Genomic DNA, 22,635 nt, shown 5'->3' with positions numbered 1-22,635 from the left:
CCGGCAGGTCGGCATATCCACCATCGAATTCGTGCTGGGCATCCGCACTCGCGGCGGCGTGTCTCGCACCGGGATCGGGCAGAATGTCGGGTGTTGCGGCTGGAGTGAGGTCCGGATGGATGGCGGTCACCGCCTCGGGCGAGGATCTTGTCGTTCAATAACTTGTACGACTTGATGGGATGCGCTTATGGCCAAAGCCCTACCCATATCTACCGCCTACGACCTCGCCGCAGCACACGGTGCCGAAGACGGGGACTAGGACAGCAGCAGCCGGGCCGCACACGGCCAGTGACGCCACGGAAGTCGCCTTCTGGCAGCGCATGCGGGCTCACAGGGGCTCATCGCGTTCACCCAGTCGCCATCCGACGCAGCTGTTCATGCCTGTAGGAGACGGGCTGTCAGCTCGCGCGTCGATCAGTGCCTGGCCTCGCCGAAGTTGTCGGCAGCCGCATGACATGAAAACCACTGTAGGGCAACATGTCTCAGCATCAATTAGGGGAGAGTGCAAGCGAATGGACGCGGGGAGTGTCGTTGGACGTGCCCGATGTGGTGGTCGTCGACGGATATGTGCAAGCGAACTGGCCGTTTCTGCAGCAGCGGCTGTCGACGCAGACTCCGTTGTGCACGGCCGCATTCCGCCGAACACCAGCGCCGTCGGTATCCCTGTGCACGTCACGGGCCGCCACCCTGGACCGTTGTATCCGACCGAGCCGCGTCCTACCGTGCGTGTCGCCTGGTTCGGCACGAGCCTGATGGAACACCTTGAAGCCCATAACCCGCAGCTGGTGAACCAGGCTGATCTGCCTGCGGTCGGTTCCATGATCGAGGTGCTGTCCTGGCGGAACCGAGGCTACGTCCACGCGATGATGACCAGTCTGAGGGCTCGGTTCCCGTGGGTCGAGTTCGATTCGAGCAACTACGGGGAAGGCGGCGCGAATTCCACTCAGGTCCTCGACAACATCAACGCAGTCGAGGTGGCGCAGACCTGGGATTTGGCGATGTTCGGATGTGGCATCAACGACGTCTGGCGCGAATTCCAGGGCCGGCTGACTGAGGCCGTGGACTTCGAAAGCTACGACAAGAACATTCGCGCTGCCCTGGATATCCTGCGCGCGTTCCCAGCAGTCGTCGTGATCGGGGAGCCCCCGATCGGATGGGATCCTCAGATCGACGCTGCCGCGGCCAACCGCGAACTCGCCCGCTACAACCAACGAGCTCAGCGCGCCGCTACAGACGCCGACGTGCCATTCATCAGCTTGTGGGAGCGGTTCATCTACGCCGGAGCCTGCATGGGCTGGTCCGTCGCGAACCCGGCCGCGCCGGCCCTGGGAAAGGACACGCTATGGAGCGACGGAGTCCATCTGTCCGAACTCGGCGACCAGCTGGTGCGCGACGAAATCGAGCACCACCTGACCGAGCGCAGGTCGATCTCTCGACTGCTTACCTGACCTTGGACCGCCGCGCTAGGCCACAACCCGCTGACGGTTGCCACTCACCAGGCCCGGCACAGCTACGTCGCACCGCGATATCCGCTGTGTCCCAGGGGATTCGAATCACCTTCTGTGCTCCGTGCGATGGAGCGGGAGGCTACGGACTATGTAAGGGGTGTGTGCGTCGAAGTCGGTCGGGCGGCTGAAGCTCCGAGGATCAGTTCGTAGACCGCCCTCGTCTTGCCGGGGCCTTTGAAATCGGTGATGACGGAGACGCCGTCGAAGATGCGGTCGCCATGCACATTGGCGAATCCGAGTGTCTCCCAGGTCTTGTGGGCGGCGCTGTTGCCGGGTTCCGAGGTGAGATACAGCCTCCGGCACCCCATCAGCCACGCTTGCTTCTGCAGCTCGTCGACGAGCTCGCGAGTAACGCCGCGCCGCCGATGGTCGGGATGTGTCATGACGTCTTGGATGTAGAGGTCATCCGGGGCGTCTTGGCTGCGGAATCCGAGCGCGACACCGACGACGCGACTCTCATCGAGAGCAACTCGGCAGGTTGAGGAGAACAACTCGGCATACAGCCAGTAATCGGAATAGGTGCGTGCTGTGATGTAGCGCGCACCCAGCTCCATCAGGGCGATCACTTCGGGGATCAGTGGCACACGCAATGGTTCGATGATCACGGCATACCTCATCCAGATCGTAGGAGCGAGCGGCCGCGGGTAGGCGACGGCCACTGAGAGAGAGCGTACGGTCGGACGGGTCACGATTCGCAACCGAAACCAGCACGTGGGGAGAGGATTTCCCGTGATCGAGTCCACGGCCAGCGAGATCATGCGCGAACTCGGCATCGTTCAGGTAGGCGCCGCGATCCTCGGCCAGTCCACAAAACCGTTGGATCTGCCCAACGAGCGCGACGTAGCGACCTGGATCATCGATCAGTTGTTCGCGGCGATGGACAAGGTCAGTCGTGTTCACACGTTCGCCAAGGGCGTGGGCATCGCTGCGCCGCAGCTGGCCATTGACCGGCGGGTAGCCGCGGTCCGGCCCGCTGAACCAGGCGCCGCGGCCATCATCCTTCTCAATCCGCGCATCGTCGCTTGTTCTGACGAGGTGGACACGCAGTTCGAGGGATGTCTGAGCTTCTTCGATGTGCGAGGTTTGGTTCCGCGGCCGTTGCGCATCACGATCGAAACGACGAACCTCGATGGCGAAACCAGCACCGCTGAGTACGCAAACGGGATGGCGCGGCTGATCAGCCATGAGATCGATCACCTCGATGGTGTCTTATATACCGCGCTCATGGACTGCGGCGTCGCGCCGATCCGGGTCGAGGAATATCGGCAGACCGGCCGCAACTGGAATTATGGTCCGTAAACGCCGAACTGGATGCTGGGTTGCCGCGTGGGTGTGACCGGACGATCTCACATTGTTGCTCAACGATGTTCGGTGAAAGTTGTATGAGTACCCCTGTGTCCCAGGGCGATTCGGTCGAGAGATTGGTCCGCGATCGGCTGAGCGCATCCAGATCCGTGGTCGCGTCGCCGCGCACGGCGATCAGGTCGGTGGACTGTCCTGCGGTGAGAGTACTTTGTGGTAGCGAAACTTTCGCTCCTCCGTGGCTCCATCGAGCAGCTACGATCGCGCAGAGCCAGCATCGCCGAGTCGGCACAACATATCTAAGCACTTGCGGATTGTGTTCCGCCTGCTGACGGTCTGACTGTGGCAGACGGTGTCGAGGGGCCTGGTTGCGGTCCGACGAATACTCTCGCTGTGTCCCTGCCGATCCTTTCCGCCAACCATATGGGCAGTTCTTCCTTTGGGACGGTGTGGATTTCCCCTGACCTGTCGCGGACCCTGAAATCTGCCGACCGGACTTCGTCCTGGCCGATTAGCACGGACAGTGGGATGTTGAGGTCGGCGAGGTTGCGAAGGTATCGACGTATCGGCATCACGACGGTGCTGTCCCACACTGCAATTCCCTGCTCGCGTAGCGATGAAGTCAACTGATCGGCGTGTTCGGCGGAGCGAGAGTCAGGGAAGGCGAGAACGGCGATGTCAGCGGCAGAGGTGACGTAGTCGGACTTGCCAGCAATGTCAGCGACTCTCTCAAGTCCTATTACTGCCGCGTGCGCTGACACTGGGGTTCCGAGGAAGTCTGTGGCAAAGCGGCTGTAGCTTCCGCCATCTCCGAGCAGAACACTTCCGTGCCGCACCAGGCAGGCCAACCCATCATGGAATTCGCTTGCGTGTAGTTCGTTGAGGTTGGGGATTGCCTGAATCCCTTGTCGATTGAGGGCATCGACCAGGGCGCGGGTGTTGCGGATTCTCGTGAGGACGTAGGCGGGGACAGCCCTCGTCGCGGTGTCTGGTTTGTCTTCGTCTGCCAGCAGATCCACTGTTGCGGTAACCGCGTCAGGGGCGCCGTCGGCACGAAGCATGGAGAGGCGGTCCCCGATGGGAGTTCGACGCAGCCGGTCCAAGTAGCTGCTTACATTCTCGGGAGGTACGAACTGCGATACCAGTTCGTGCCAGATTCCTGGGTCGGTGACGGTGAATTCCGCCGCAAGGTATGGACGCAGGAAGGCTGCGATCGTTTCGATGAGGCGGCGGATCGATCGGAGCTGGCTTGCCGAATCGCCAGGCACCCGAGAGACCTCCATGAGCCCCAAATGGTGGAAGTGGCGTCGAGGCTTGCGCTCGTATCGGAACACCGGGCAGGCGTAGCTGAGCCGCTGATCCGGTAGGCCACGGCTGCCGGCCAGCCTCAATAGCGCAGGCAGGCTGTCGGAGACAAGGGCAAGATCACGTCCGCGGCGATCAGGAAACCGGTAGATGCGTTCTCCGGAGGCGTGGTGACCGGTGACGAACGTGTCCGTGAACCCGACTGCAGGGACCTGCACCGGCTGAAACCCGGCCAGCGCACACTGTTCGAACCACCGCTGTTCTACTCGCTGAAGCGTCGCCATACGGTTGGGTTCCACGTCGCTGAAGCCGCGCGGAAGGTCCATACGACGGGAGGTACCTGTCATCATGCTGCGTCCCTAATCCGTTTCGGGACAATGCATCTGAACAGCTGTTGCCTAATGCTCCAGGAGGGGGCGCTCGATGAGCAAGAAGGTCGTCGTGGTTTTCGGTGGGGCCACGCCAGAGCATGAGGTGAGTCTGGGTGGCGCACGGGCAGTGCTCAGCAACGCCGAGAAGCTCGGATGGGAAGTGCTACCGGTCGGCGTGACGAAGTCCGGGCAATGGTTGGTCGGAGATGGCGCATTGGAGCAGCTATGGCGGAAGGCCGATGCAGAACGCCTCGCAAAAGGCGTTACGCCTGTCGATGACGTTCCCGGCAGCGGCCGCAGCTTCCGGGTGTTCGACGGTCCTCCAGGAGCGGAGGTATTCACTGGCTACCAGCTGGGATTCCCGATGTCTCATGGCCGTTGGGGAGAGGACGGAACACTCCAAGGTTTGCTATCAGCGTATGGGTTGGTCGTGGTGGGATGCGATATCACCTCGTCCGCGCTGTGTTACGACAAGAGGCTAACGAAGATCATGCTGGCAGATGCGGGCTTGCCCACAGCCAAAGGCACGCATGTGGAACAGAGTCGCTACGCCCGGTCACCTCACTCGGTTACTGATCAGATACGCGAGGTCGTCGGACCGTTGCCGTGGTTTGTGAAGCCGAACCGTGGAGGCTCGAGCCTGGGGATCGGCAGAGTCGAGTCCTCTGACGATCTGGACAAGGCTCTCGAGGAAGCATTCCGTTGGGATTCCGCGGCCTTGGTCGAGGAGGCGGTTCCGCATCGAGAGTTCGTTCTGGGCGTCGTCGGGAAGACAGCGGAGTCACTCGTGGTGTCGCCGGCCGGTGAGTGTGTTCCGGTCGGCGACCTGTACACCTATGAAGAGAAGGTTCGCCTCGGCAACCCGCTGTTTGTTTGTCCCGCTCCGATCGATCGCAACCTGGCCGACCGGGCCAGAGAATTGGCGATCGAGGCCTTCACCGTTCTGGGATGCTCGGTGTTCGCTCGGGTCGATCTGTTCCTGGACAAGCGAACCGGCCAGCTTCTCATCAACGAAGTGAATACGATCCCTGGTCTGACAGAAGTCAGCGTCTTTCCCAAGGTCATGCGGGCTGCAGGGTTGGATTACCCTGAGCTACTGACCGAGTTCACGCGTCTCGCGACTAGCGACTGTGTCGAAGTCGCACACCTCCAAAGGGCATGGTCGGCGTGCGTGACTCGAAGAACCCTACCGGCCCGGCGCTCATCTTCACCCCCGCCGAATGGGACGCCATCACCGCTAGCGTCCAGAACAGCGAGTTCAACCGGCCCTACTAGCGGCCACCTTCTGAAATACGGTCCAGCAGCCTCGGTCCGACACAACGCACCACGGCTGCACCGTTAGCAGGCGTCGAGGCAACAGACGAATCTGGTTGCAGCACAAGCCATTTGCTTTCCAACCATCGATGCCGCGGTCTGCGTCCCGACTTGCTCACCAACGGTGGGAATCTGATGACGTCGGTTATATGACGTTTCATGACATTGTCGACGCGAAAAATTCACGGCCTCCGACGGGGGCCAACCGTCGATGAGGTTTCAGCATGGATTTGCGCGTGTCGGTATTGCGAGGACGTCGGGGGTACCGGCGAATGGCGTCGGTCGCCGCGGCCGTAGCGGTCGCGGTCGCGCCGCTGTTCGTTGTCGCTCCGCAAGCGCACGCGGAGGCCACCGTCGAGCGGATCGAGCGCACCTCCCCGCAGCAATGGCAGATGTACGTGCACTCCCCCGCGATGAAGCGAACCATTCACCTCGACGTGCTGGTACCCGCGAACCAGTCGGCATCCCGGCCGACCTTGCTGTTACTGGACGGAAACGGGGCGTCTGAATCTCAGTCGGCAAGCACCTGGACGCTGCGCGGCGGCGCCAAAGAGTTCTTCGCCGACAAGCCGGTCAACGTGGTGATGCCGGTCGGCGGCGGGGGAACCTACTACACCGACTGGTTGCAGGATGATCCCAAAATCGGACACCAGAAGTGGGAAACCTTTCTCACCTCGGAGCTGCCCCCGCTGATCGACCGTGAGTTGAAGGGCAACGGGATCTACGCCGTCGGCGGACTCTCGATGGGAGCGGGAGCGGCGGCCATTCTGGCCGTGCGCCACCCCGATATGTTCCGAGCCCTGGCAGCCTTCAGCGGTTGCTACTCCACCGACGGTGTCGGCCAACTCTCGGTGCGCCCGGTGGTCGAATCGAAGGGCGGCAACCCGGACAACATGTGGGGCACCGCGGGCAACCCGGAGTGGGCGGCGCATGATCCGAGCAAACACCTCAACGCGCTGCGCGGCAAACCGGTCCACCTGTACATGGGCACCGGCGTGCCCGGCCCCGACGATGCTCCGTTCGACGATAGCTGGTCGTGGCCCAACGACCCGATCCGGTCGAACGAGATCGAACAGGTTTCGCACGACTGCACCCTCGCCCTCTCGCCCGCTATGAAACTCTTCGGCGCCAACCTTTCCATCGACTACGCCGCCGTCGGCGTCCACTCGTGGCCGTACTGGAAGGCCGCACTGCCTAAATCCTGGCCGAGTCTGAAAGCAGGCCTCGGCGTCTAGATGTACCCGGCCACGACGTTGGTCGCATCGCAGCGATAGGACCGGATTCATGGACTCGGCTTGACCTTCACGTTGCGTGAGGGTGGATGGTGCAATGCATGAGTGAATTCTTCAACGCGTTCGAGATGAGCCCCATATCCGAGCGAGGTCCGGAGGCGGTTGCGCCAGAGGTGTTTCGCGGCATCTACGCGATGCCGACGTTCGTGACGATTCCGACATCCGACCTGGCGGCGTCAACGGACTTCTGGGTGCGAGGGCTCGGCTTCATCGAGCTGTTCAGCGTTCCCGGACAGGTGGTCCACCTGCGCCGGTGGGCGTTCCAGGACGTACTGCTCGTCCCCGCGGCGGCGGGCCCCGAAGAGACCGAGGTGCCGGCGATGAGCGTGAGCTTCGCGTGCGTGCTGAACGAGATCGATCGCCTCGTCGAGGCGTGTACGGAACTCGTGCCCGACAGCGTGACCGGACCGCGTGATACTCCGTGGATGACTCGCGACGTCGAAGTGATCACCCCCGAACGGGCGCGGGTCGTGTTCACCGCGGCGAAGCAGTTTGATCCTGACAGCCAGGAGGCACGCGACCTTGCATCGGTCGGGATCGTCCCCCCTGAAACAGCGGGTGAAAGTCACACTGGCGTTCATGGCTGATCGCGAGCTCGACGACGGTGTCACGGTGGGCGCGGCCGCCGAGCTCGTGGGGGTGACCGTCCGCACGTTGCATTACTGGGACGAGATCGGCTTGGCGTCGCCTTCGGTCCGCACCACGGCGGGGTATCGCCGCTACACCGACGCAGACCTGCAACGTCTGCACCGAATCGTCGCCTATCGGGAGACCGGGCTCGGGTTGGATGCGATCCGCGAAGTGCTCGATGACGCGACCGCAAAGATCGGCGCCACCTTGCGTGAGCAGCGTTCCCAGCTCGCCGAGCGGATCCATGACCTGCAACAGCTCGACGAACGCCTGGAACGGATGACCGAGGCGCACGAGCGCGGCATCCTCCTGAGCGACGAAGAACAGTCGGCAACGTTCGGGGCGGACTGGGACCCACGCGGGCCCGGGCAGGCCCGCGTTGTCTGGGGAGATTCCCCGCAGTGGGCGCAGTTCGCCGAACGCTCCGCTTCCCGCACGCGGGAACAGTGGCAGTCGCTCTCTCACGCGATGTCCACGCTCCAGCGTGATCTGGGCGATGCCCTGGACCAGGGCATCGCCCCGGGCAGTCCAGAGGCGAACACGCTCGTCGAGCGCCACCGCGAGGTCTTCTCCAACTTCTTCCCGCTCACACGACAGATGCAGGTGTGTCTGGGCCGGATGTTCGATTCCGACCCGGGCTTCTCCGCCCACTACGACGGCATCCGGGTCGGGCTGGCCTCCTGGTTCCGGCAGATCATCGACGAGTCCGCTCGTACCCACGGGATCGACCCCGACACGGCCACCTGGCAGTAACCCGTAACCACATCAGTTCCCCAACGCCCGGTCGCACTGCGCTCGCGGCCGGCGTTCGTCGGGCATGCACCGTTTTCGGGCATGCCCGACTTCTCTCGAAGCACGCGGAGGTGCTCGTGACCCACGGCAACGCTCGTCTGACTGTCCACGGCAGGCGATTGATCATCCAACGCTCCCGCGCAGGCTGGAAACAGGCGCACATCGCCGCAGCAATGGGGATCTCTCGTCGCTGCGTGAAGCGGTGGATCGACCGTTACCGCGCCGAGGGCGACGCCGGACTGCGGGACCGGTCGTCGAGACCGCACTCCATGCCCACGCGCACAAGCAGCGATGTCGAGCAAGCGCTGATCAGAATGCGCGGCCGAGAACGGATCGGAAGGGACGAGATCGCGCGCCGACTCGGAGTCTCCGCCCGCACAGTCTCACGCATCCTCGCCCGCCATCACATTCCCCACCTGTCGAGGCTGGATCCGATCACCGGGAACATCATCCGCGCGTCCAAGACAACTGCCGTCCGCAACGAGCGAGACAGACCCGGCCAACTCGTCCACATGGACGTGAAGAAGCTCGGCCGGATCCCCACCGGCGGCGGCTGGAAGGCTCACGGCCGCGCAAGCACGTCGATCCGGCGCGATCGAAACACGATGGTCGGATACGACTACGTTCACTCCCTCGTCGACGACCACTCCCGCCTCGCATACTCCGAAGTCCTCGGAGACGAGAAGGGCACCACCTGCGCCGCTTTCCTGGAACGAGCCATCGCATACTTCGCCGAACACGGCATCCCCCGCATTGAACGGCTCATTACCGACAATGCCTGGGCCTACCGGTTCTCACTCCGGCAAGTCTGCACGGCTCACGGCATCCGGCAGAAGTTCATCAAGCCGCACTGCCCGTGGCAGAACGGCAAAGTCTGTGAGTATTTCTGGGACGCCCGCATCGGGCGGTCTGACCCTGGCCAAGGTATGACCGCGGTGTCCTTCGTTCGATTTGTCGACCGCCTCGATGCGGGCGTCCACGCGTGTGCCGGTCAGACGATCGTGACCTGATAGGAGCTTGGACAGAAGCCCCGTCACAGACTTGTCCGCATCGCCTGACCGGCCGCTCACCGCCCATCGGACGAACGGAGGGCAGTCCCAGAATGCCAAGCACAACAGAGCATGTCATCGGCGGCATCGACACCCACAAGGAAACTCGCCACGCCACGGTGCTGACAGTCTTCGGCCGCTTCCTCGCGGACCGGCAGTTTCCGGCTACTGCCTCCGGGCATCGGGATCTGCTCGACTGGCTGCGTTCTTTCGGGACAGTCGACGCGATCGGAGTGGAAGGAACGGGTAGTTACGGTGCGCTGCTGACACGTTTGCTCACCAGCGAAGGCGAACGGGTCATCGGCATTCGCGACCTTGCCGCGCTTCACCTTCGATAACGCCGAGCCCCGAGGTCCTGTCGCATTTCCTGGGCCTCGCATTCCGAGGATGGCAAGACCGCTGCCTCCTACGAGGTAGCGGTCTTGCGTTCGTCCCTTCCTGCTCTGAGTGGGATTGCTTTGGCACTGGGTTTTATGGGCGGGTCACCTCGGTGGCGTGGAGGTTACGCAGGATGCCGTCACCGGCCTCGTGCTGGGATGGGTAGAGCAGTTGCAGGGCCACCGGCAGGGGCGTGCCTGGCTCGATGGTGTGGGTGTCGTCCGGTGTAGCGATGACGACGGATCCGTCGGTGCCGTCCTTGATCACCTTGTACCACTGAGTCTGCTGGGGATTGATGCGGGTTCGTGCCGGTACGTCGAAGCGGATCTCCCACCAGACCACCCGCTGCTCGTGGGCGGCCAGAGTGAGTTCGTAGCTGATGACCCACCCCTTCGCGTCCTCGGGCCATGTCTGGGGCCACTGCCCGACGATCACGGGGGTGACCGTGACCGGCGGCCGGTCGACGTCGGTGGTGACCGAGCCGGAGTGCCGCTCGGCGGTGTTGGCGCGCGAGGGTGAGGTGATCATGCTGGTGCAGGTGAGCCGGCCTCGTACTGCGGGTCGATGGTGCCGGCCAGGTTGATGGTCGCCTTGCTGCCCTTGGGCAGGTCGATCGGCATGTGCAAGCCATCCCGGACCGAACCAGTGCCGCAGACGGCCCCGTTCTCGGCCTGGCAAGTCAGCTCCAGGTCGGTCAGCCCCGTCGGAACCGTGCCATCCAGCACGGCGTCAGGGGCGTCGTTGGGGCCGAGATTCTGCACGCTGATGGTGTAAGTGATCCGATGTCCCGACTGCGCCGTCTGCGGGCCGCTCATCTCCAGCGGAATCTCTGCGGGCAAGCTCACCTTGAGATTCCTGATCCGGTGGTAGGCAGTCGCGGCGCCCGTTCCGGCCGCGAAGCCAGTTTGAAGGTCTCGGGCACCGGTGAAGGCCGCCTTGACCCGTCCGACGGAGTAGGTCCTCGAAATAGGGGCTCAGGGTAAGTCGGTCGTGTTGCGGCGCGATGCAGTGGATGATGCGGATTTCGGCGAACTCGCTCAGCTCGAGTAGGTTCGGGCGCCAGAGTTTGTCCTGGAACGCGGCTTCGGCGACCGCGCTGACACCGCTGCGGGCGAGCAGGGTCAGCACGTCGAAGAAGGTGTGCAGGACGGGGATGTTGAGGTCTTCGTACCCGGTGTTGCTGGTTGGTGCGGTGCCCGCGACCATGCCCTGCTTGATCTCGTCGCGAATGATCGCGGGGACGCCGATGTCGGTGGCAAGCGCGTGAGCCAGGGTCGACTTCCCTGAGCCTGGAGGGCCGGAAACGATGCCGATCACGGGATGCCGACGAGCGTTGACCATGTCGAATTCTGGCACGTCAGGCATCATCGTCGTTCGCGCTCGACGGCGGCCACCGCACTGGACCCCGGCCCACAGGTCTACGGCGCGCAGTAGCGTTGAATCTGCGGCCGATGCGCGGTCGGCCCGAGATCAGGGCTGAGCCTGATCCACAGGGCCGTCATTGCCGCCGAAACCGCCGGATGGAACGCCACCTCGGCGGGGTCGCGGTAGGCGAGTTCGGTTGCCTTGTCAGGTTCTTGCAGCGCAGGCTGACCGGCGACACACTGCGCCCGGTAGAAGTAACCGGTCCAGGAAACGCCGTCGAACTCGTATTCATCGTGATGGACTTCCTCGATCTCCACGATCGTCAGGCCCGTCTCCTCCCGTATCTCTCGGACAGCGGCTGCTGCGGGCATCTCACCTGGCTCGACTTTGCCGCCAGGTAGATTCCAGTACCCGAAGTGGTCACGGACCAGCAAGACCTGACCCACGGGGTTCACGACAAATACTCGGGCGAACGCGATCTGATGCGCACTCACGGCAGAACTCCTTTGTTGATCAGTCGCACGCGCTGCGCGGGTTCAGACGCCGTGGCCAGGGCGGCGGCCAACAGGTCCAGTACTGGCAGGGTGGCTTTCACTCGGCGGTGATCCAGTGGATCTCATGGATTACGCCGTTCTCGATCAGGTAGCGGTCCATCTCGAGGTCGAAGATCGTCTGCGGATCGTTGTGATCTACTCGGTACTCGCGTGCCTGCACGCGCCCGTCCTCGAGGGTCCGCACGTTGGTGTAGCGGCGGATCCCCAGCGGTGTTTCGAACTCCTGGTACATCTTCCACCCGGCCTCGGAGGTTTCGCCTCGCATCTCGGCTGCTCCGAGCTCGAACAGACGCTGTTTCTCACCCGGCTCGAGGTCGTCGAACGGGTCTGTCTCGTCCATGGTCGGATCCCTTCGATCTAATTTCTACTCAGCAGTTCCGGGGGAGCGCTGGGACACTGGGGTGGTTTCGGGTTTCAGTGCGATCAGATGGGCGAAGCGGGCCGTTTCGAGGTAGGGGTGTCGGTCGGCGAGCAGGTTCTCCAACCGCAGCAGTTCGCCGAAAAACTGAGGGTCGTGTTTGGCCTCGTCGTCGCTGATCAGATCGCATACCGCGCGCACCCCGTAGCGGACCGGTCGGCCCAGGCCTGCGGTGATCATGTCGGCGGCCAGCTCGGTCGCGGTGATCGCGTCGACCTCGACGTTGTAGGTGAGTGCGGGCCGGGTTGGGGCGTCCAGCAGCCGTATCGCCTCGGCGAGCTCCCCGCGCCGCACGGCGGCGATCAACGGGTCGCTGGCGGGGTTGGGCACGAGCACCGACAGCAAGCCCCCGGGCGCCAGGACCGACACCATCGCCGCGAGCACTTCGGCCCGGCCGGGCACGTATTGGAGCACGTTGTGAGCCAGGACCACATCGAACGAACCTTCTGCCGCGACGCCGGCCAGGGCTTCGATGTCGGCGAGGCGTGTCTCGAGCAGTTCCGTGCAACCGTTGCTTCCGGCCAGCGTTATGGCCTCGTCGAGCGATGCCTGGGAGGTGTCGACGATCGTGACGTGGTGGCCCAGGGCTGCCAGGTGCAGCGCGTCCAGGCCGCCGCCGCCGACGTCGAGGCCCCTCAGCGGCCGGTGCGGTAGGTGGCGAGCGAGGTTGGTTGCGACCTGCTCGTAGCGCAATCGGCCCCACGGGGTCTCCTGGTAGCGACGGAATGCATCCAAGTGCCGATCGAATTCCGAGACCATAAGGCCCTTTCTACGCGAAAGTCGCTGGTGGTGAACACGAATCGGCGGGCCCGTCAACGGAGATCGGCAGCGCCGAGCACGTCGATCGTTTCCGACCAGGGCCGGGTGGGGGTGCGGGGATCGTCTCGGTACAGGGTGGCGATCCAGCCATCGGAGAAGCCGCCGTCAGGGCGCAGGCATAGCCCGCGCACGCGACCCTCGAATCGGAATCCGTTGCGCCACGCTGTTTTTGCCGAGGCCCAGTTGCTGACAGCGGCCTGCCAAGCCATCAGGTGCTGCCCGTCGTGCTCGAAGGCATGGTCGAGGACCAGGCCCAGCGCGATCGACATGAGGCCGGCACCGCGAAAGGCGGGGTGTAGCCCGTATCCGACTTCGGCGGTGCCGTGGCCGGTGGGCCGGTAGTCGATTGTCCCGGCGAACGCGTACTTGCCTTCCTCGCAGCGGGTGGTGATCGCCCAGAATCGCGGCGAAACGGCGTGGGGCTGGGCCCAGCTGCTGCGGGCGAGGTCGAGTAGCTGATGGGCGTGCTCGAGGTTGTAGGGGCGGGGGATGCGGGTGTATTCGAGCATTGCCCGGTCGTGGCACTGCTCGACGATCGCCGGAATGTCCTCGGCTCGGTGACCGCGCAGCACGACCATGCGGTGTGCGTCGGTGAGGATCGGGGCCGCCGCGGGTGTGCTGGCAGTCCAGGATGCGAGCGCGTCGGCGAGTTGGCCGGCGGCCTGCGGTGCGCTGATCGAGGTGGTGTCGATCACGAGATCGGCTGCGGAGGCGAGCCATTCGCGGCGGGCGTCGGCGAAGGCGGGGATGTGCTGTCGACGCCACTCAGCCGCGGCGGGCAGGTCGCGGTCTGCGGTGATGCGCTCGTCCAACGCGTCGGGGTGGACGTCGAGCAGCACGTGGTGCAGCGAATACCCTTGTCCGCGAATGCTGTCGGCGATCTCGCGCCAGTACCGCTGGTTCAGTACGGTCTGGACGATCAGCAGAGGCTGGCCGGTCTCCTCGGCGAGCTCGTGGGCGACGATCGGCACAAGGCGCCGCCATGAGCGAAGATCCTGGAAGTCGGCGATCTCGCACTCGGGGAACTGCGGGGCGAGCATGAATCCGACGTACTCGGGATCGAAGATCCGCCATCGCTGATCTGCGGCGACCAGCGCATTGGCCAGAGTCGACTTTCCGGAGCCGAAACTGCCGTTCAACCAGACAGCTACGCGCGAGCGTTCGGACAATGCGATACCCCAATGATGTTGGTGAACGGGAGAAACGGGTGTCTACGAGGCACCGTCAGGGCCGAAGGTTGAGGTGGAGACGGTGTCCGGTGGCGATCTGTTGCTTAGCGGACGACGCGCCGAAAAATGCATTGTGTGCGCAGGCAGAGCAGTCGAGAACGCGTTCGCGACTTGACAGCTGCCTCGGCGTGTCACTTGTCGGCTGCCAGGGGGACCACCACGTTGCCAGTCGTGGGACCATCGACAGCAGTATGAAGTGGAACAAGTTATCGCACTGTCGATCGGCGAACGCCGCGTTTCCGAACGACCGATATGCGGCATTATCGCTCACTCGCGCTGACTGAAGTCAGCACGGATCGTTCTCATCACGACACGTCGAGTCCCGGATTCAGGGCGATCTCCTCGAGCAGCGCTAACGGCAGAAGCTCGGCGGGGGCGTCGGCGAAGGAGATTTCGATCTGTGTCCCGGACGGGCGGGTGACGGTGACCGTACGGTCAGTTCGCGGCGTGGACGCCAGCGCCGCACTTCGCTCTTCGTGGGTCTCGACCACAGTCCCGTCCGGCAGCCGCCGCGTCGCGCCGCCGTAAGAGGAAGTATCGGGCTCCTGCGGGAGGGGTTGCTCGGTGCTGATCACGATGGCCAACCGCGATTGCCGGCCGGGCGTGGTTACTTGAACCGCCTGGCACACGCCGCCGTCCCTCTCTCCTTGCAGCAGCGTCCCCAATGGCCGGTCCAGGGTCACACCGTCGAGCGGGATCTGGGCCAGCACCGCATCCCATCGACGTGCCTGGGCTTGATCGATCACCGCGCCGGATTTCGAGAAGGGCAGGCAGACCTCGGGCGGGCTCGATGTTCCGGGCGGAACCGGCGCGCTGATGCGTAGTTCGGGATCGGTCACCAGCGCGACGAGTTCATCGATGGCCAAGGGGACGGCTCGGGGACGGCCGCTGCCCTCAGCGGGTTGATCGGTGGCGTTCGCGTGGGCGACGGATCCGTCGGGCAGGTAAGCGGTGGCGTCGCGCGTAAGGGTGCGAACCCCGTTGATCTCATACCAGGTGTCATCGGTATCGACGATCGTGCCATCGGGAAGGTGGCGCCGTTCGTCGAGTTCGCCGGCGACGCACGGTGGAATCGGCTTGGTGGCTTGGCGCACGGTCACCGACAGCGCGCCCTCTCGGTCACCGCGCAGCAGCGTGGCGTTCGCACTGGTCCAACCGCCGAATCCCTTGTTCTGCGTGGCATCGCCGAGGATCGGCTGGAACACCAGCGAGCGCGTTACCGGGGCGAAGGCGATCTCGACATCACCGGGCAGCCCATCCTGCAGCGCCTGCGTCATCGCGCCCGCCTTGGGAGCGGAGAACCACGGATAGGACGGATTGTCGTATTCGTATGTGACGGAGTGAACTATCCCGAACGTTTGCCCTTCCCGCGGAGGTTCCACGACATCGCAGCCTGGGATCTGCACCGGAAACGTGACCGGCGGTGTGACATAGGAGTTTTCGGCCCGAGTCGTGGGCTCCGACGGCTCCGGCTCGTGCACCAGCCAGGCGATAAGGTAGCCGGTCGCGACGATCGCGGCGCAGGTGAGACCCACCGTCCATCTGTTCACGGCCGGGGAGGGCTGGGCCGCGTCGTTGTCATCACCGTTTTCCATGTCCGCCATTGTGTCTGCCGGTACCGACATGCTGCACACTCGTCGGCGGACGCCATGCACGCACGCTCTTCGGCAGTTGCGGACGTTCGCCGGACGCGCGCTACGCGGCAGATGCGGACGTCCACGAAGACGCGGGTCAGCCCCGAGCAGGTGCGGATGGCGATCTGTCGGCGCTTGCCGGTGGACACGACGGGTAGGAGATGGCTGATCGGCAAAGCCGACCCCGGGTCAGTACTCGTTCTTGATGACGAAGTAGGAGCCGCGGATAGTTCCGGCAAGCTTCGACTTCTGGCGAGCGAACTTGAACGAGGCGAGTTCCGCGGGGACTTCCATTCCATCGGAGAGCTTGAACCCGACCGCCCGTTTCCTGGAGTCGTCGACGGCGTACATCACGTTGATCGACAGCCCGTTCTCGTAGAAGACGTAGGCGATCCGAATGTTCTCGACCTGAAATGCGGTCGCTTCGAGCGGCCGAGAGGCGATGACGATGCCGCGTTCTTCCTTGAGGATCCGATTCACCCAGTCGATCGTCGACGTGGCGTTGCTCGCGGGCTCGACCGTGAAGACGTGGCCGTACTTGTTCTTGAAGTACCGAGCCTCGTTCGCCCGCAGGCCGGCGAGTGCGGCCGCGACCGGCGACGACTCCAGGCCGACGGTCGCTACGGTGTCGAAGTCCACGGCATAGGGCATGACCAATTCCTCCGTGTTCGCGTCCGGTCGGTGGCGTCGGACATCGTCCACCGAGGGATGGATTCAACGTATTCGCTGGTAACGAAGGTAGCCGACGCGGGAGCTCGTGGCGCGATGCCCTCGCCGCGGCCGATGAGTCCTCCGTCTCAGCGGCTGACGCACCAGTAGCGTCACGAGGGCCCGCCCCCGGCTTGGTCTCCAAGGTCGGCCGAACGCGCGCCACGCGGCATTATGGGACGTCTCGAGCCGCAGCCGGTCTCGTCCGCCGAACGCGCGATAGGCGGCTACTTAACACTGGTGCCAGGACCTTATCCCGGCCAGGATCGGGTCCAGGTACCCGGCGAGAAGCTCTATAAGCGGCTGCCCACCAGCATCATTGGTGTGGCTCTCACATGGCTTGCCTCTCGCCGGGTGCCGTGCCGGGAATGGCTGAAGAGGGGTTTGCCCAGCTCGAAGTAGCGGTGCCTTCCCGCACGGACCTCACACGCCGAGACCGGAAGGACACCACAGGTGGCAGTCATAATCGGAATGGACCCGCACAAACGCTCAGCCACGATCGAGATCATCGACCCCACCAGCACGATACTGGCCACGGGCCGATACGGCACCGACAACGCCGGCTACACCGAAATGCTCACCACCGCAAAGCAATACACCGATCGGGTCTGGGCGATCGAGGGCTGCAACGGCATCGGCCGACTGCGCGCGTTGGGAAGCCATGTCGACCAACAGATCTGGACGATCGACCAACGCGCGCCCAGCGACATTTCAGGATGTTTGGTGCGCGGCCTGAATCGGCAGAGTCGGCGAGCTGGAACAGGTCCTGGCTGGCGGAGACGGGCCGGTGCGACTCGATCACGCTTTCATTCACGCCAGCCGCCTCGCACGAGCCCGCTACCTAGGTTTGATCTGAACCTGGTCTTGGTGGGTCAGCGGGCGAGGGAGACGGCGAAGGGCTTGACGCCGTGTCGGCGCAGGATGTGGGGCACGACCAGGATCATGGCCTCGGTGGCGCGGGCTGTGGTGATGTCGCCGAGGTCCTCGATCCATTCGGGTTGCCAGCCCAGGTCGCCGAGTAGGCCGGTGACGGTCCTCTTCGCGTGTTGGTCATCGCCCGAGAGATAGGCGGTCGGTGGGTTGGCCAGGGATGCGGGAGCGGTCATGACCATGAAAAGCATGGTGTTGAGGGTCTTGACCACATGGGTGTCGGGGAGCGCGGCCTGGAGCTTCTCGGCGAGGCTGCTGCCGGGATAGCACAGGACGCCGGGCAGGCCGTCAGCGTCGTCGCGGGTGGCGTTGGAGACGTCGATGAGGATCTTGCCGGCGAGTTCGGTGCGCAGGACGGTGAGCCGGTCCAGGGAGCTGTCGCCGGGCGTCGCGTTGATCACGATGTCCGTGGTGCGGGCAGTGGTGCGCTGGTCGGCGCGGGTGATCCGCGGGTCGAGCCCGGCGGGGCCTTCGGGGCCCCGGCCGCCGAGGGTGACGTGGTGTCCGGCTGCGGAGAGCTTGCCGGCGAGGTTGGTGCCGACGCGGCCGGCGCCCAGGATGCCGATGGTGGACATGCGGTGATGCTCCTTGCGGTATTCGGGGTGGGAAGAGCGGAGACTTCCGGTCAGGCGATCGGTGCGAGGACCTCGAGGGTGGCGGAGTGGATGCCGGGGGCGGCGGCCAGGAAGTCGCGGCTGCCGGTGTTCCAGGGTTCGCCCGTCAAGTCGGTGACGGTGCCTCCGGCCTCGGCGACCAGCAGGGCGCCGGCGACCAGGCCGGAGCGGACGTCGGAGAACTGCCAGAACGCGTCCATGCGTCCGGCGGCGACGTGGATGAGTTGCATCGTGGCGGGCACGGACACGCGCACGACCAGGCCGTTGATCAGCATGGCGGTGACGGAGTCACCGATCCGCCGGAAGGTGCGCTCGTCCTCGCCGGGCTTGGCCTGGCCGGTACCGATGAGCGCGGCGCCCAGGTCGGTTTTGGCGGACACCTTCAGGGGTCGGTCGTTGAGGCGGGCACCGCCACCGGCGACCGCGGTGTAGGTGTCGCCGGTCAACGGCAGGTGGACGACGGTGAGCACCGGCTGGTTGTCGCCGACCAGGGTGGCGGTGACGGCCCAGTCGTCCATGCCGTGGACGTGGTTGATGTTGCCCTCAGCGGGGTCGACGACCCACCACTCCCCGGGCGGGAGCGCGCCGCCGGCCAGTTCGTGCTCGGCCCACTGCGACCCCGGGCGGGCCCACAGCAGCGGTTCCCGCAGCACGTCCAGCACCGCGTCGTCGTTGGCGTGGATCTCGCCTACGACCTCAGCCAAACTCACGCCCCGGGCGTGCGAGGTGTAGCGGTCGCGCAGCGTGACGCCGGCGGTCTGCACCGCAGCTGTCACGTCGGACAGCAGCGTCGTACCGGCGGCGAAAGGTGTGGCTGTGCTCATGGTGGGCTCCCTGTGATCGGTCGAAGCGGGGCAGTTGTCTCGCCCCGCATTTCGAAGGTAGGCCGCCCGATCGTTAACAACAAGTGCATGCTTTTCACTTGTAGAGTTACTGTCATGCAATTGGATTTGAACCTGCTCACGGCCCTGGATGCCCTGCTGGAAGAGGGCAGCGTCGCCGGCGCGGCAGCACGCCTGCACGTCACCGCACCGGCGATGAGCCGCTCGCTGGGCCGCATCCGCAAGGCCACCGGAGACCAGATCCTGGTCCGCACCGGCCGCAGCATGGTCCCCACCACCCGCGCGCTGGCCATGCGCGCCGAGGTCCACACTCTCGTGCAGCAGGCCCACCAACTTCTGTCCGCGCAGCCCGACCTCGACCTGGCGGCTCTGGACCGGGTGTTCACCGTGCGCTGGCACGACGCCCTGACCGCCGCGTGCGGCGCTGCGCTGATCACCGCCGTCCACCGCCAGGCCCCCGGTGTCCGGCTGCGCCTGTCCGCCGAACCCGGGACCGACGACGCCGAGCTGCGCCGCGGTGAGGTCGACCTCGAATCAAGCTCCAGCACTCCGACGCTGCCCGACATCCGCCACCGTCTCGTCGGCAGCGACCGGCTGGTCGTCGCCGTCCGACCGGGCCACCCGCTCACTGAAGGCCCGCTCAGCCTCGCGCGCTACGTAGCCGCCGAGCACCTCATCGTTTCGCGACGCGGAAGACTGCGCGACCCGATCGACGACGCCCTGACCACGCACGGCCTCGAGCGACGCGTCGTCGCCGCCGGGCCCACCGCCGCCTTCGCCCTGCAACTTGCCCTCGACACCGACCTGGTCGTTACCCTCCCGGACGCGGTCACCCGCACGGCCCGGGAACAACTCGGCCTGGCCACACTGCCGCCGCCACTCCCGCTGCCCGACATACCCCTGTACCTGCTGTGGCACCAGCGCTACGACAACGACCGCGCCCACAGCTGGCTGCGAGAGCTGGCCACCCAAACCATCCAGGCACTATTCACACCACCGACCGCCTCTCCACAGCCCCTCACCAACCGAACCGGAAAGTGATCGGTACGCCCAGGGGAAAGCCTGCGGCAAGCTGACTCCCGTTCTCATGAACATCACCAATTCGTGCGAGCGTGCGACTCCCAATCTCACGTCGAAACGACGTCGTAAGTCGCGTACGCACCCAGGCGGGGCCGGGCCTGGAGCCTCTCACGGAGGTCGATCCTCGGCGGTTCGGCAGCGCAGCTGTCCAAGAACCCACCCGCCCTATAGATCCTGTTCGAGCTCATGGACGAGTTCCAAATGACGGCCGCAGATATCGGAGTGGGCTCGACGGACTCATTCTGATCGGCGCCAACGGCGCGAGCGAGCCGCTGTTGTCCAGCGATTGCTTTCACTCGCACATCGGCAGTTGCGGACGTTCGAGAACGCGCGCCACGCGGCATTACCGCTCACTCGTCCTGACTGAAGTCAGCCTGGCGAATGCATCCTGGGCACGTAGCCGCCGTAGGACGCCACCTCCGATGGAAACGAGATCCTCAGGTCACCACGCCGAGACTCCCCGGGAATGGCTGTTCACCACTTTCGCGGTTTCAGCTTTCACAGCTGCTTGGACCAGTCGCCTCGAGGGCGGTAACCACGGCCATCGCCGACCGGCGTCATCCCTCCGGGAAGGACTGCCCCGTGGTACGGATACTGTTCGGTCACCGCTGCCAACACGAACTCGAGGAAGCCGCCCTCGAACACGTCCCACATCATCCTCGCGTCGAACTTGGCGGCGACCGGCCACCGGTCCGGGTCCGGGCCCCGCATCAGCCAGAAGAAGTGGTCGGAGTTGTAGTTGTTGCCCCACTTCAAAAGCCCACCCTCGGCCGGGAACAGCAGATAGGGGCACTCGTCGTAGTCCCCGCCCTGGTAGGCCTGGGCCAGCATGGCGCAGTATCCGTAGGGGTCCGTGGTGTTGTACAGGAATCCCTCGAAACCGGGCGGCTCCCCGATATGGGAACTAGGCGCTGCCGAGGGTGCGTAGATGTGCAGCTCGTTGCTGATGCTCACCATCCCGTACCGGTCGACGAACGCCCGATAGTCCGCAGGCAGTTGAAAACCCATCATCTCGGGGCCGAGTTCCCACGGAACCGGAACAACTCCACCCGCGGGCGGTGACCCGATCACCGAGCCGAGCCTGTCCAGCATTTCCTCGATATCCATGTCCGCTCTCATCAGCGGTCCATTCTCGCCGCAAGCCATCCATTTCCCAGAGCTGGAAATCCCGGAGTCAGGTCCCGCACGCTGTGATAGCAGCTCGCTCATCGGCATTACCGGTCGTTCTGCTGCCGCGTCATGATCGGTGCGCCTAACGGATCTGGAACCTGTTCTCACAGTGCATCACATGCTGTCGGTGGTCTTACGGCTGACAACGTGGTGGTCCCACCACCCCCTGGCAGGCGACAGTCACTGGCAGAAGAGTTGCGTGACGTTGCGATCGCGTTCGCGTTTGACGTTGGCGCGTGCGCCATCGAGGGAACGCCGTAGGGTGCGGTTCTCGGTTCGGGCCTCGGTGAGATTCTCGTTAAGTGTGGTGAGAAGCTGCCGCAGCTTGGCGTTTTCGTCGATCAGGTGGTTGCCTTCGGGGTCGTAGAGCTGTCCGGTCAGGTCGCTGATCCGGTCGTCGCGATCCCTGATCGTGGCCCGCAATGATCGTATGACCGCTTCGGCGTTGAGGGAACGTTCGCGCCAGGACGCGGTCTCCGCGTCTAGAGTCTGCTCGGCTCGCTTGGTGCTGACAGCCTGGGAAGCATCGCGGGCGGCCAGAACAACCTTGGTGAGTGCAGGGCGGCGCCTGTCGTAGATGAATGTCTTGCCGACGCCGGCGAGGTCGCAGACGTTCTCGATGGTGAAGGGGACACCGGCCCTGGTCAGCTTGGCCAAGGCTCGGCGGACGCGTTTCTCGCAGTCGGCACTGGTGCGGGAGCGTTGCTCGATCATCTCGACGGGACGACGGCGAGTGTTGGGTGCCAACGGGTTTCGTCTCCTAGATATCGCCTTCAGGGGGCTGGCTACTCGAATTCAGTTGGCGCATTTGCCATCCGGTGGAGAACAGGGGATCGAAGTAGTCGTGGACCGGAGTTCGAAGATCGAGCTTCTCGGCGCCCTCGAGCAGGCCGAGATCGGCCAGGGCCTGGCGCAGACCGGTCAGGACAGGTTCCCAAGGCTCCCATTGGCCGAGGATGTAATCACGGGCCTCATCGCTGGGCGCTCCTTCGGCGAAGTGGACCGCGGCGTCGCGTTTGCGTTCCCAGTAGGCCAGGTCGGCACCGGTGAGCACGAAATGCTCGCAGGGCCCGTTCGGTCCATCGCTGCAGTTCTTTCCCCACGGGCATTGCGAGCCGCCGACCACTGGACCGTAACGACAGAGACCATGCTCGACCGGCACCACCGTCAGATCGATCCGAGCCGCCGCCGCGGCGGGGTTGTCTGCTTTGAGTTCGGTGGGGCGCAGCAGGATGGTGCCGGGCCTGTCCATGCCGGGGCCCCGCGGTCCAGACTTGTTGCAGATGCCGCGTCAGGGTGTCGTTGTTGTAGTTGGCGTAGTGTGCCAGCGC

General features: G+C 64.6%; 24 protein-coding genes and 2 pseudogenes. 10 read left to right on the top strand and 16 right to left on the bottom strand.

Translation table 11 applies throughout. The features are described from left to right. Nucleotides 1-752: 752 nt before the first annotated feature. The gene (locus tag OHA42_RS26660) at nucleotides 753-1,448 is read left to right on the top strand and encodes an SGNH/GDSL hydrolase family protein (protein ID WP_406230562.1); all 696 of its coding nucleotides are present in this window, start codon (nucleotides 753-755) and stop codon (nucleotides 1,446-1,448) included. 146 nt (nucleotides 1,449-1,594) lie between these two features. Here the strand turns inward: OHA42_RS26660 and OHA42_RS26655 are convergent, their stop codons facing one another. Continuing rightward, nucleotides 1,595-2,125, bottom strand: coding sequence for a GNAT family N-acetyltransferase (locus OHA42_RS26655; protein WP_406230561.1), 531 nt, complete (start codon nucleotides 2,123-2,125; stop codon nucleotides 1,595-1,597). A 112-nt stretch (nucleotides 2,126-2,237) separates the two neighbouring features. Between OHA42_RS26655 and OHA42_RS26650 the strand changes: the two genes are divergently transcribed. Continuing rightward, a complete protein-coding gene (locus tag OHA42_RS26650; RefSeq protein WP_406230560.1) occupies nucleotides 2,238-2,807 on the top strand; it encodes a peptide deformylase in 570 nt (189 codons plus the stop codon). A gap of 302 nt (nucleotides 2,808-3,109) precedes the next feature. On the opposite strand, the gene OHA42_RS26645 is transcribed toward OHA42_RS26650, so the two are convergent. Further along, nucleotides 3,110-4,465, bottom strand: a complete 1,356-nt coding sequence (locus OHA42_RS26645) for an ATP phosphoribosyltransferase regulatory subunit (RefSeq protein ID WP_406230559.1) — start codon at nucleotides 4,463-4,465, stop codon at nucleotides 3,110-3,112. 73 nt (nucleotides 4,466-4,538) lie between these two features. Between OHA42_RS26645 and OHA42_RS26640 the strand changes: the two are divergent. From OHA42_RS26640 to OHA42_RS26610, 7 genes and pseudogenes are all read left to right on the top strand, one after another. Beyond that, nucleotides 4,539-5,552, top strand: a pseudogene (locus OHA42_RS26640) (D-alanine--D-alanine ligase); the annotation flags it as partial. Between the two features lie 92 nt (nucleotides 5,553-5,644). Continuing rightward, nucleotides 5,645-5,761, top strand: a complete 117-nt coding sequence (locus tag OHA42_RS26635; protein ID WP_406239624.1) for a DUF397 domain-containing protein — start codon at nucleotides 5,645-5,647, stop codon at nucleotides 5,759-5,761. 263 nt (nucleotides 5,762-6,024) lie between these two features. Beyond that, complete coding sequence (locus OHA42_RS26630) at nucleotides 6,025-7,035, top strand: alpha/beta hydrolase (RefSeq protein WP_406230558.1); 1,011 nt, start codon at nucleotides 6,025-6,027, stop codon at nucleotides 7,033-7,035. 170 nt (nucleotides 7,036-7,205) lie between these two features. Further along, a complete protein-coding gene (locus OHA42_RS26625; RefSeq protein WP_406230557.1) occupies nucleotides 7,206-7,679 on the top strand; it encodes a VOC family protein in 474 nt (157 codons plus the stop codon). Further along, a complete protein-coding gene (locus tag OHA42_RS26620) occupies nucleotides 7,672-8,475 on the top strand; it encodes a MerR family transcriptional regulator (RefSeq protein WP_406230556.1) in 804 nt (267 codons plus the stop codon). The genes OHA42_RS26625 and OHA42_RS26620 overlap by 8 nt, the downstream gene beginning before the upstream one ends. 116 nt (nucleotides 8,476-8,591) lie before the next feature. Then, nucleotides 8,592-9,389, top strand: a pseudogene (locus OHA42_RS26615) (IS481 family transposase); the annotation flags it as partial. Nucleotides 9,390-9,616: 227 nt separating this feature from the next. Then, on the top strand, nucleotides 9,617-9,901 hold the full coding sequence (locus OHA42_RS26610) for a transposase (RefSeq protein ID WP_406230555.1): 285 nt from the start codon (nucleotides 9,617-9,619) through the stop codon (nucleotides 9,899-9,901). A 133-nt stretch (nucleotides 9,902-10,034) separates the two neighbouring features. Here OHA42_RS26610 and OHA42_RS26605 read toward each other — a convergent pair whose 3' ends face one another. From OHA42_RS26605 to OHA42_RS26555, 11 genes are all read right to left on the bottom strand, one after another. Further along, a complete protein-coding gene (locus OHA42_RS26605) occupies nucleotides 10,035-10,469 on the bottom strand; it encodes a hypothetical protein (RefSeq protein ID WP_406230554.1) in 435 nt (144 codons plus the stop codon). Then, nucleotides 10,466-10,786, bottom strand: a complete 321-nt coding sequence (locus tag OHA42_RS26600; protein WP_406230553.1) for a hypothetical protein — start codon at nucleotides 10,784-10,786, stop codon at nucleotides 10,466-10,468. The genes OHA42_RS26605 and OHA42_RS26600 overlap by 4 nt, the downstream gene beginning before the upstream one ends. Then, nucleotides 10,671-11,282, bottom strand: a complete 612-nt coding sequence (locus OHA42_RS26595) for an AAA family ATPase (RefSeq protein WP_406239622.1) — start codon at nucleotides 11,280-11,282, stop codon at nucleotides 10,671-10,673. The genes OHA42_RS26600 and OHA42_RS26595 overlap by 116 nt, the downstream gene beginning before the upstream one ends. A 77-nt stretch (nucleotides 11,283-11,359) precedes the next feature. Continuing rightward, nucleotides 11,360-11,800 carry an NUDIX hydrolase gene (locus tag OHA42_RS26590; RefSeq protein ID WP_364779011.1) on the bottom strand — a complete coding sequence of 147 codons (441 nt, stop codon included), beginning with the start codon at nucleotides 11,798-11,800 and terminating at the stop codon, nucleotides 11,360-11,362. Between the two features lie 97 nt (nucleotides 11,801-11,897). Beyond that, nucleotides 11,898-12,200 carry a hypothetical protein gene (locus tag OHA42_RS26585; RefSeq protein WP_406230552.1) on the bottom strand — a complete coding sequence of 101 codons (303 nt, stop codon included), beginning with the start codon at nucleotides 12,198-12,200 and terminating at the stop codon, nucleotides 11,898-11,900. A 24-nt stretch (nucleotides 12,201-12,224) separates the two neighbouring features. Further along, nucleotides 12,225-13,037, bottom strand: a complete 813-nt coding sequence (locus OHA42_RS26580) for a class I SAM-dependent methyltransferase (RefSeq protein WP_406230551.1) — start codon at nucleotides 13,035-13,037, stop codon at nucleotides 12,225-12,227. A 53-nt stretch (nucleotides 13,038-13,090) separates the two neighbouring features. Beyond that, entirely contained in the window at nucleotides 13,091-14,236 is a 1,146-nt protein-coding gene (locus OHA42_RS26575; RefSeq protein ID WP_406230550.1) for a GNAT family N-acetyltransferase, read from the bottom strand. Nucleotides 14,237-14,631: 395 nt separating this feature from the next. Beyond that, entirely contained in the window at nucleotides 14,632-15,921 is a 1,290-nt protein-coding gene (locus OHA42_RS26570) for a hypothetical protein (protein WP_406230549.1), read from the bottom strand. Nucleotides 15,922-16,149: 228 nt separating this feature from the next. Continuing rightward, on the bottom strand, nucleotides 16,150-16,611 hold the full coding sequence (locus OHA42_RS26565; protein WP_406230548.1) for a phage tail protein: 462 nt from the start codon (nucleotides 16,609-16,611) through the stop codon (nucleotides 16,150-16,152). Between the two features lie 929 nt (nucleotides 16,612-17,540). Continuing rightward, the gene (locus OHA42_RS26560; protein WP_406230547.1) at nucleotides 17,541-18,173 is read right to left on the bottom strand and encodes an NADPH-dependent F420 reductase; all 633 of its coding nucleotides are present in this window, start codon (nucleotides 18,171-18,173) and stop codon (nucleotides 17,541-17,543) included. Between the two features lie 50 nt (nucleotides 18,174-18,223). Next, nucleotides 18,224-19,036, bottom strand: a complete 813-nt coding sequence (locus tag OHA42_RS26555; protein ID WP_406230546.1) for an inositol monophosphatase family protein — start codon at nucleotides 19,034-19,036, stop codon at nucleotides 18,224-18,226. Nucleotides 19,037-19,150: 114 nt separating this feature from the next. On the opposite strand from OHA42_RS26555, the gene OHA42_RS26550 reads away from it, so the two are divergent. Further along, complete coding sequence (locus OHA42_RS26550) at nucleotides 19,151-20,095, top strand: LysR substrate-binding domain-containing protein (RefSeq protein WP_406230545.1); 945 nt, start codon at nucleotides 19,151-19,153, stop codon at nucleotides 20,093-20,095. Between the two features lie 537 nt (nucleotides 20,096-20,632). Here the strand turns inward: OHA42_RS26550 and OHA42_RS26545 are convergent. The 3 genes from OHA42_RS26545 to OHA42_RS26535 all read right to left on the bottom strand — a co-directional run bounded on the left by OHA42_RS26545 (nucleotide 20,633) and on the right by OHA42_RS26535 (nucleotide 22,556). Beyond that, entirely contained in the window at nucleotides 20,633-21,241 is a 609-nt protein-coding gene (locus OHA42_RS26545; RefSeq protein ID WP_406230544.1) for a hypothetical protein, read from the bottom strand. Nucleotides 21,242-21,484: 243 nt separating this feature from the next. After that, entirely contained in the window at nucleotides 21,485-21,961 is a 477-nt protein-coding gene (locus OHA42_RS26540) for a hypothetical protein (RefSeq protein WP_406230543.1), read from the bottom strand. Between the two features lie 103 nt (nucleotides 21,962-22,064). Further along, the gene (locus OHA42_RS26535) at nucleotides 22,065-22,556 is read right to left on the bottom strand and encodes a hypothetical protein (protein WP_406239917.1); all 492 of its coding nucleotides are present in this window, start codon (nucleotides 22,554-22,556) and stop codon (nucleotides 22,065-22,067) included. Between the last annotated feature and the right edge of the window lie 79 nt (nucleotides 22,557-22,635).

Source organism: Nocardia sp. NBC_01009 (assembly GCF_045208035.1).
GTDB lineage: Bacteria > Actinomycetota > Actinomycetes > Mycobacteriales > Mycobacteriaceae > Nocardia.
The sequence above is the reverse complement of the archived record's forward strand: the minus strand, read 5'-3'. Positions and strand labels throughout refer to the sequence as shown.

Bases quoted from the DNA above. Each gene is read 5' to 3' on its own strand.
- OHA42_RS26660 (WP_406230562.1), top strand. From the start codon at position 753: ATGGAACACCTTGAAGCCCATAACCCGCAGCTGGTGAACCAGGCTGAT.
- OHA42_RS26655 (WP_406230561.1), bottom strand. From the start codon at position 2,125: ATGAGGTATGCCGTGATCATCGAACCATTGCGTGTGCCACTGATCCCC.
- OHA42_RS26645 (WP_406230559.1), bottom strand. From the start codon at position 4,465: ATGATGACAGGTACCTCCCGTCGTATGGACCTTCCGCGCGGCTTCAGC.
- OHA42_RS26635 (WP_406239624.1), top strand. From the start codon at position 5,645: ATGGTCGGCGTGCGTGACTCGAAGAACCCTACCGGCCCGGCGCTCATC.
- OHA42_RS26630 (WP_406230558.1), top strand. From the start codon at position 6,025: ATGGATTTGCGCGTGTCGGTATTGCGAGGACGTCGGGGGTACCGGCGA.
- OHA42_RS26620 (WP_406230556.1), top strand. From the start codon at position 7,672: ATGGCTGATCGCGAGCTCGACGACGGTGTCACGGTGGGCGCGGCCGCC.
- OHA42_RS26610 (WP_406230555.1), top strand. From the start codon at position 9,617: ATGCCAAGCACAACAGAGCATGTCATCGGCGGCATCGACACCCACAAG.
- OHA42_RS26605 (WP_406230554.1), bottom strand. From the start codon at position 10,469: ATGATCACCTCACCCTCGCGCGCCAACACCGCCGAGCGGCACTCCGGC.
- OHA42_RS26595 (WP_406239622.1), bottom strand. From the start codon at position 11,282: ATGGTCAACGCTCGTCGGCATCCCGTGATCGGCATCGTTTCCGGCCCT.
- OHA42_RS26585 (WP_406230552.1), bottom strand. From the start codon at position 12,200: ATGGACGAGACAGACCCGTTCGACGACCTCGAGCCGGGTGAGAAACAG.
- OHA42_RS26580 (WP_406230551.1), bottom strand. From the start codon at position 13,037: ATGGTCTCGGAATTCGATCGGCACTTGGATGCATTCCGTCGCTACCAG.
- OHA42_RS26570 (WP_406230549.1), bottom strand. From the start codon at position 15,921: ATGGAAAACGGTGATGACAACGACGCGGCCCAGCCCTCCCCGGCCGTG.
- OHA42_RS26565 (WP_406230548.1), bottom strand. From the start codon at position 16,611: ATGCCCTATGCCGTGGACTTCGACACCGTAGCGACCGTCGGCCTGGAG.
- OHA42_RS26560 (WP_406230547.1), bottom strand. From the start codon at position 18,173: ATGTCCACCATCGGCATCCTGGGCGCCGGCCGCGTCGGCACCAACCTC.
- OHA42_RS26555 (WP_406230546.1), bottom strand. From the start codon at position 19,036: ATGAGCACAGCCACACCTTTCGCCGCCGGTACGACGCTGCTGTCCGAC.
- OHA42_RS26550 (WP_406230545.1), top strand. From the start codon at position 19,151: ATGCAATTGGATTTGAACCTGCTCACGGCCCTGGATGCCCTGCTGGAA.
- OHA42_RS26545 (WP_406230544.1), bottom strand. From the start codon at position 21,241: ATGGATATCGAGGAAATGCTGGACAGGCTCGGCTCGGTGATCGGGTCA.
- OHA42_RS26535 (WP_406239917.1), bottom strand. From the start codon at position 22,556: ATGGACAGGCCCGGCACCATCCTGCTGCGCCCCACCGAACTCAAAGCA.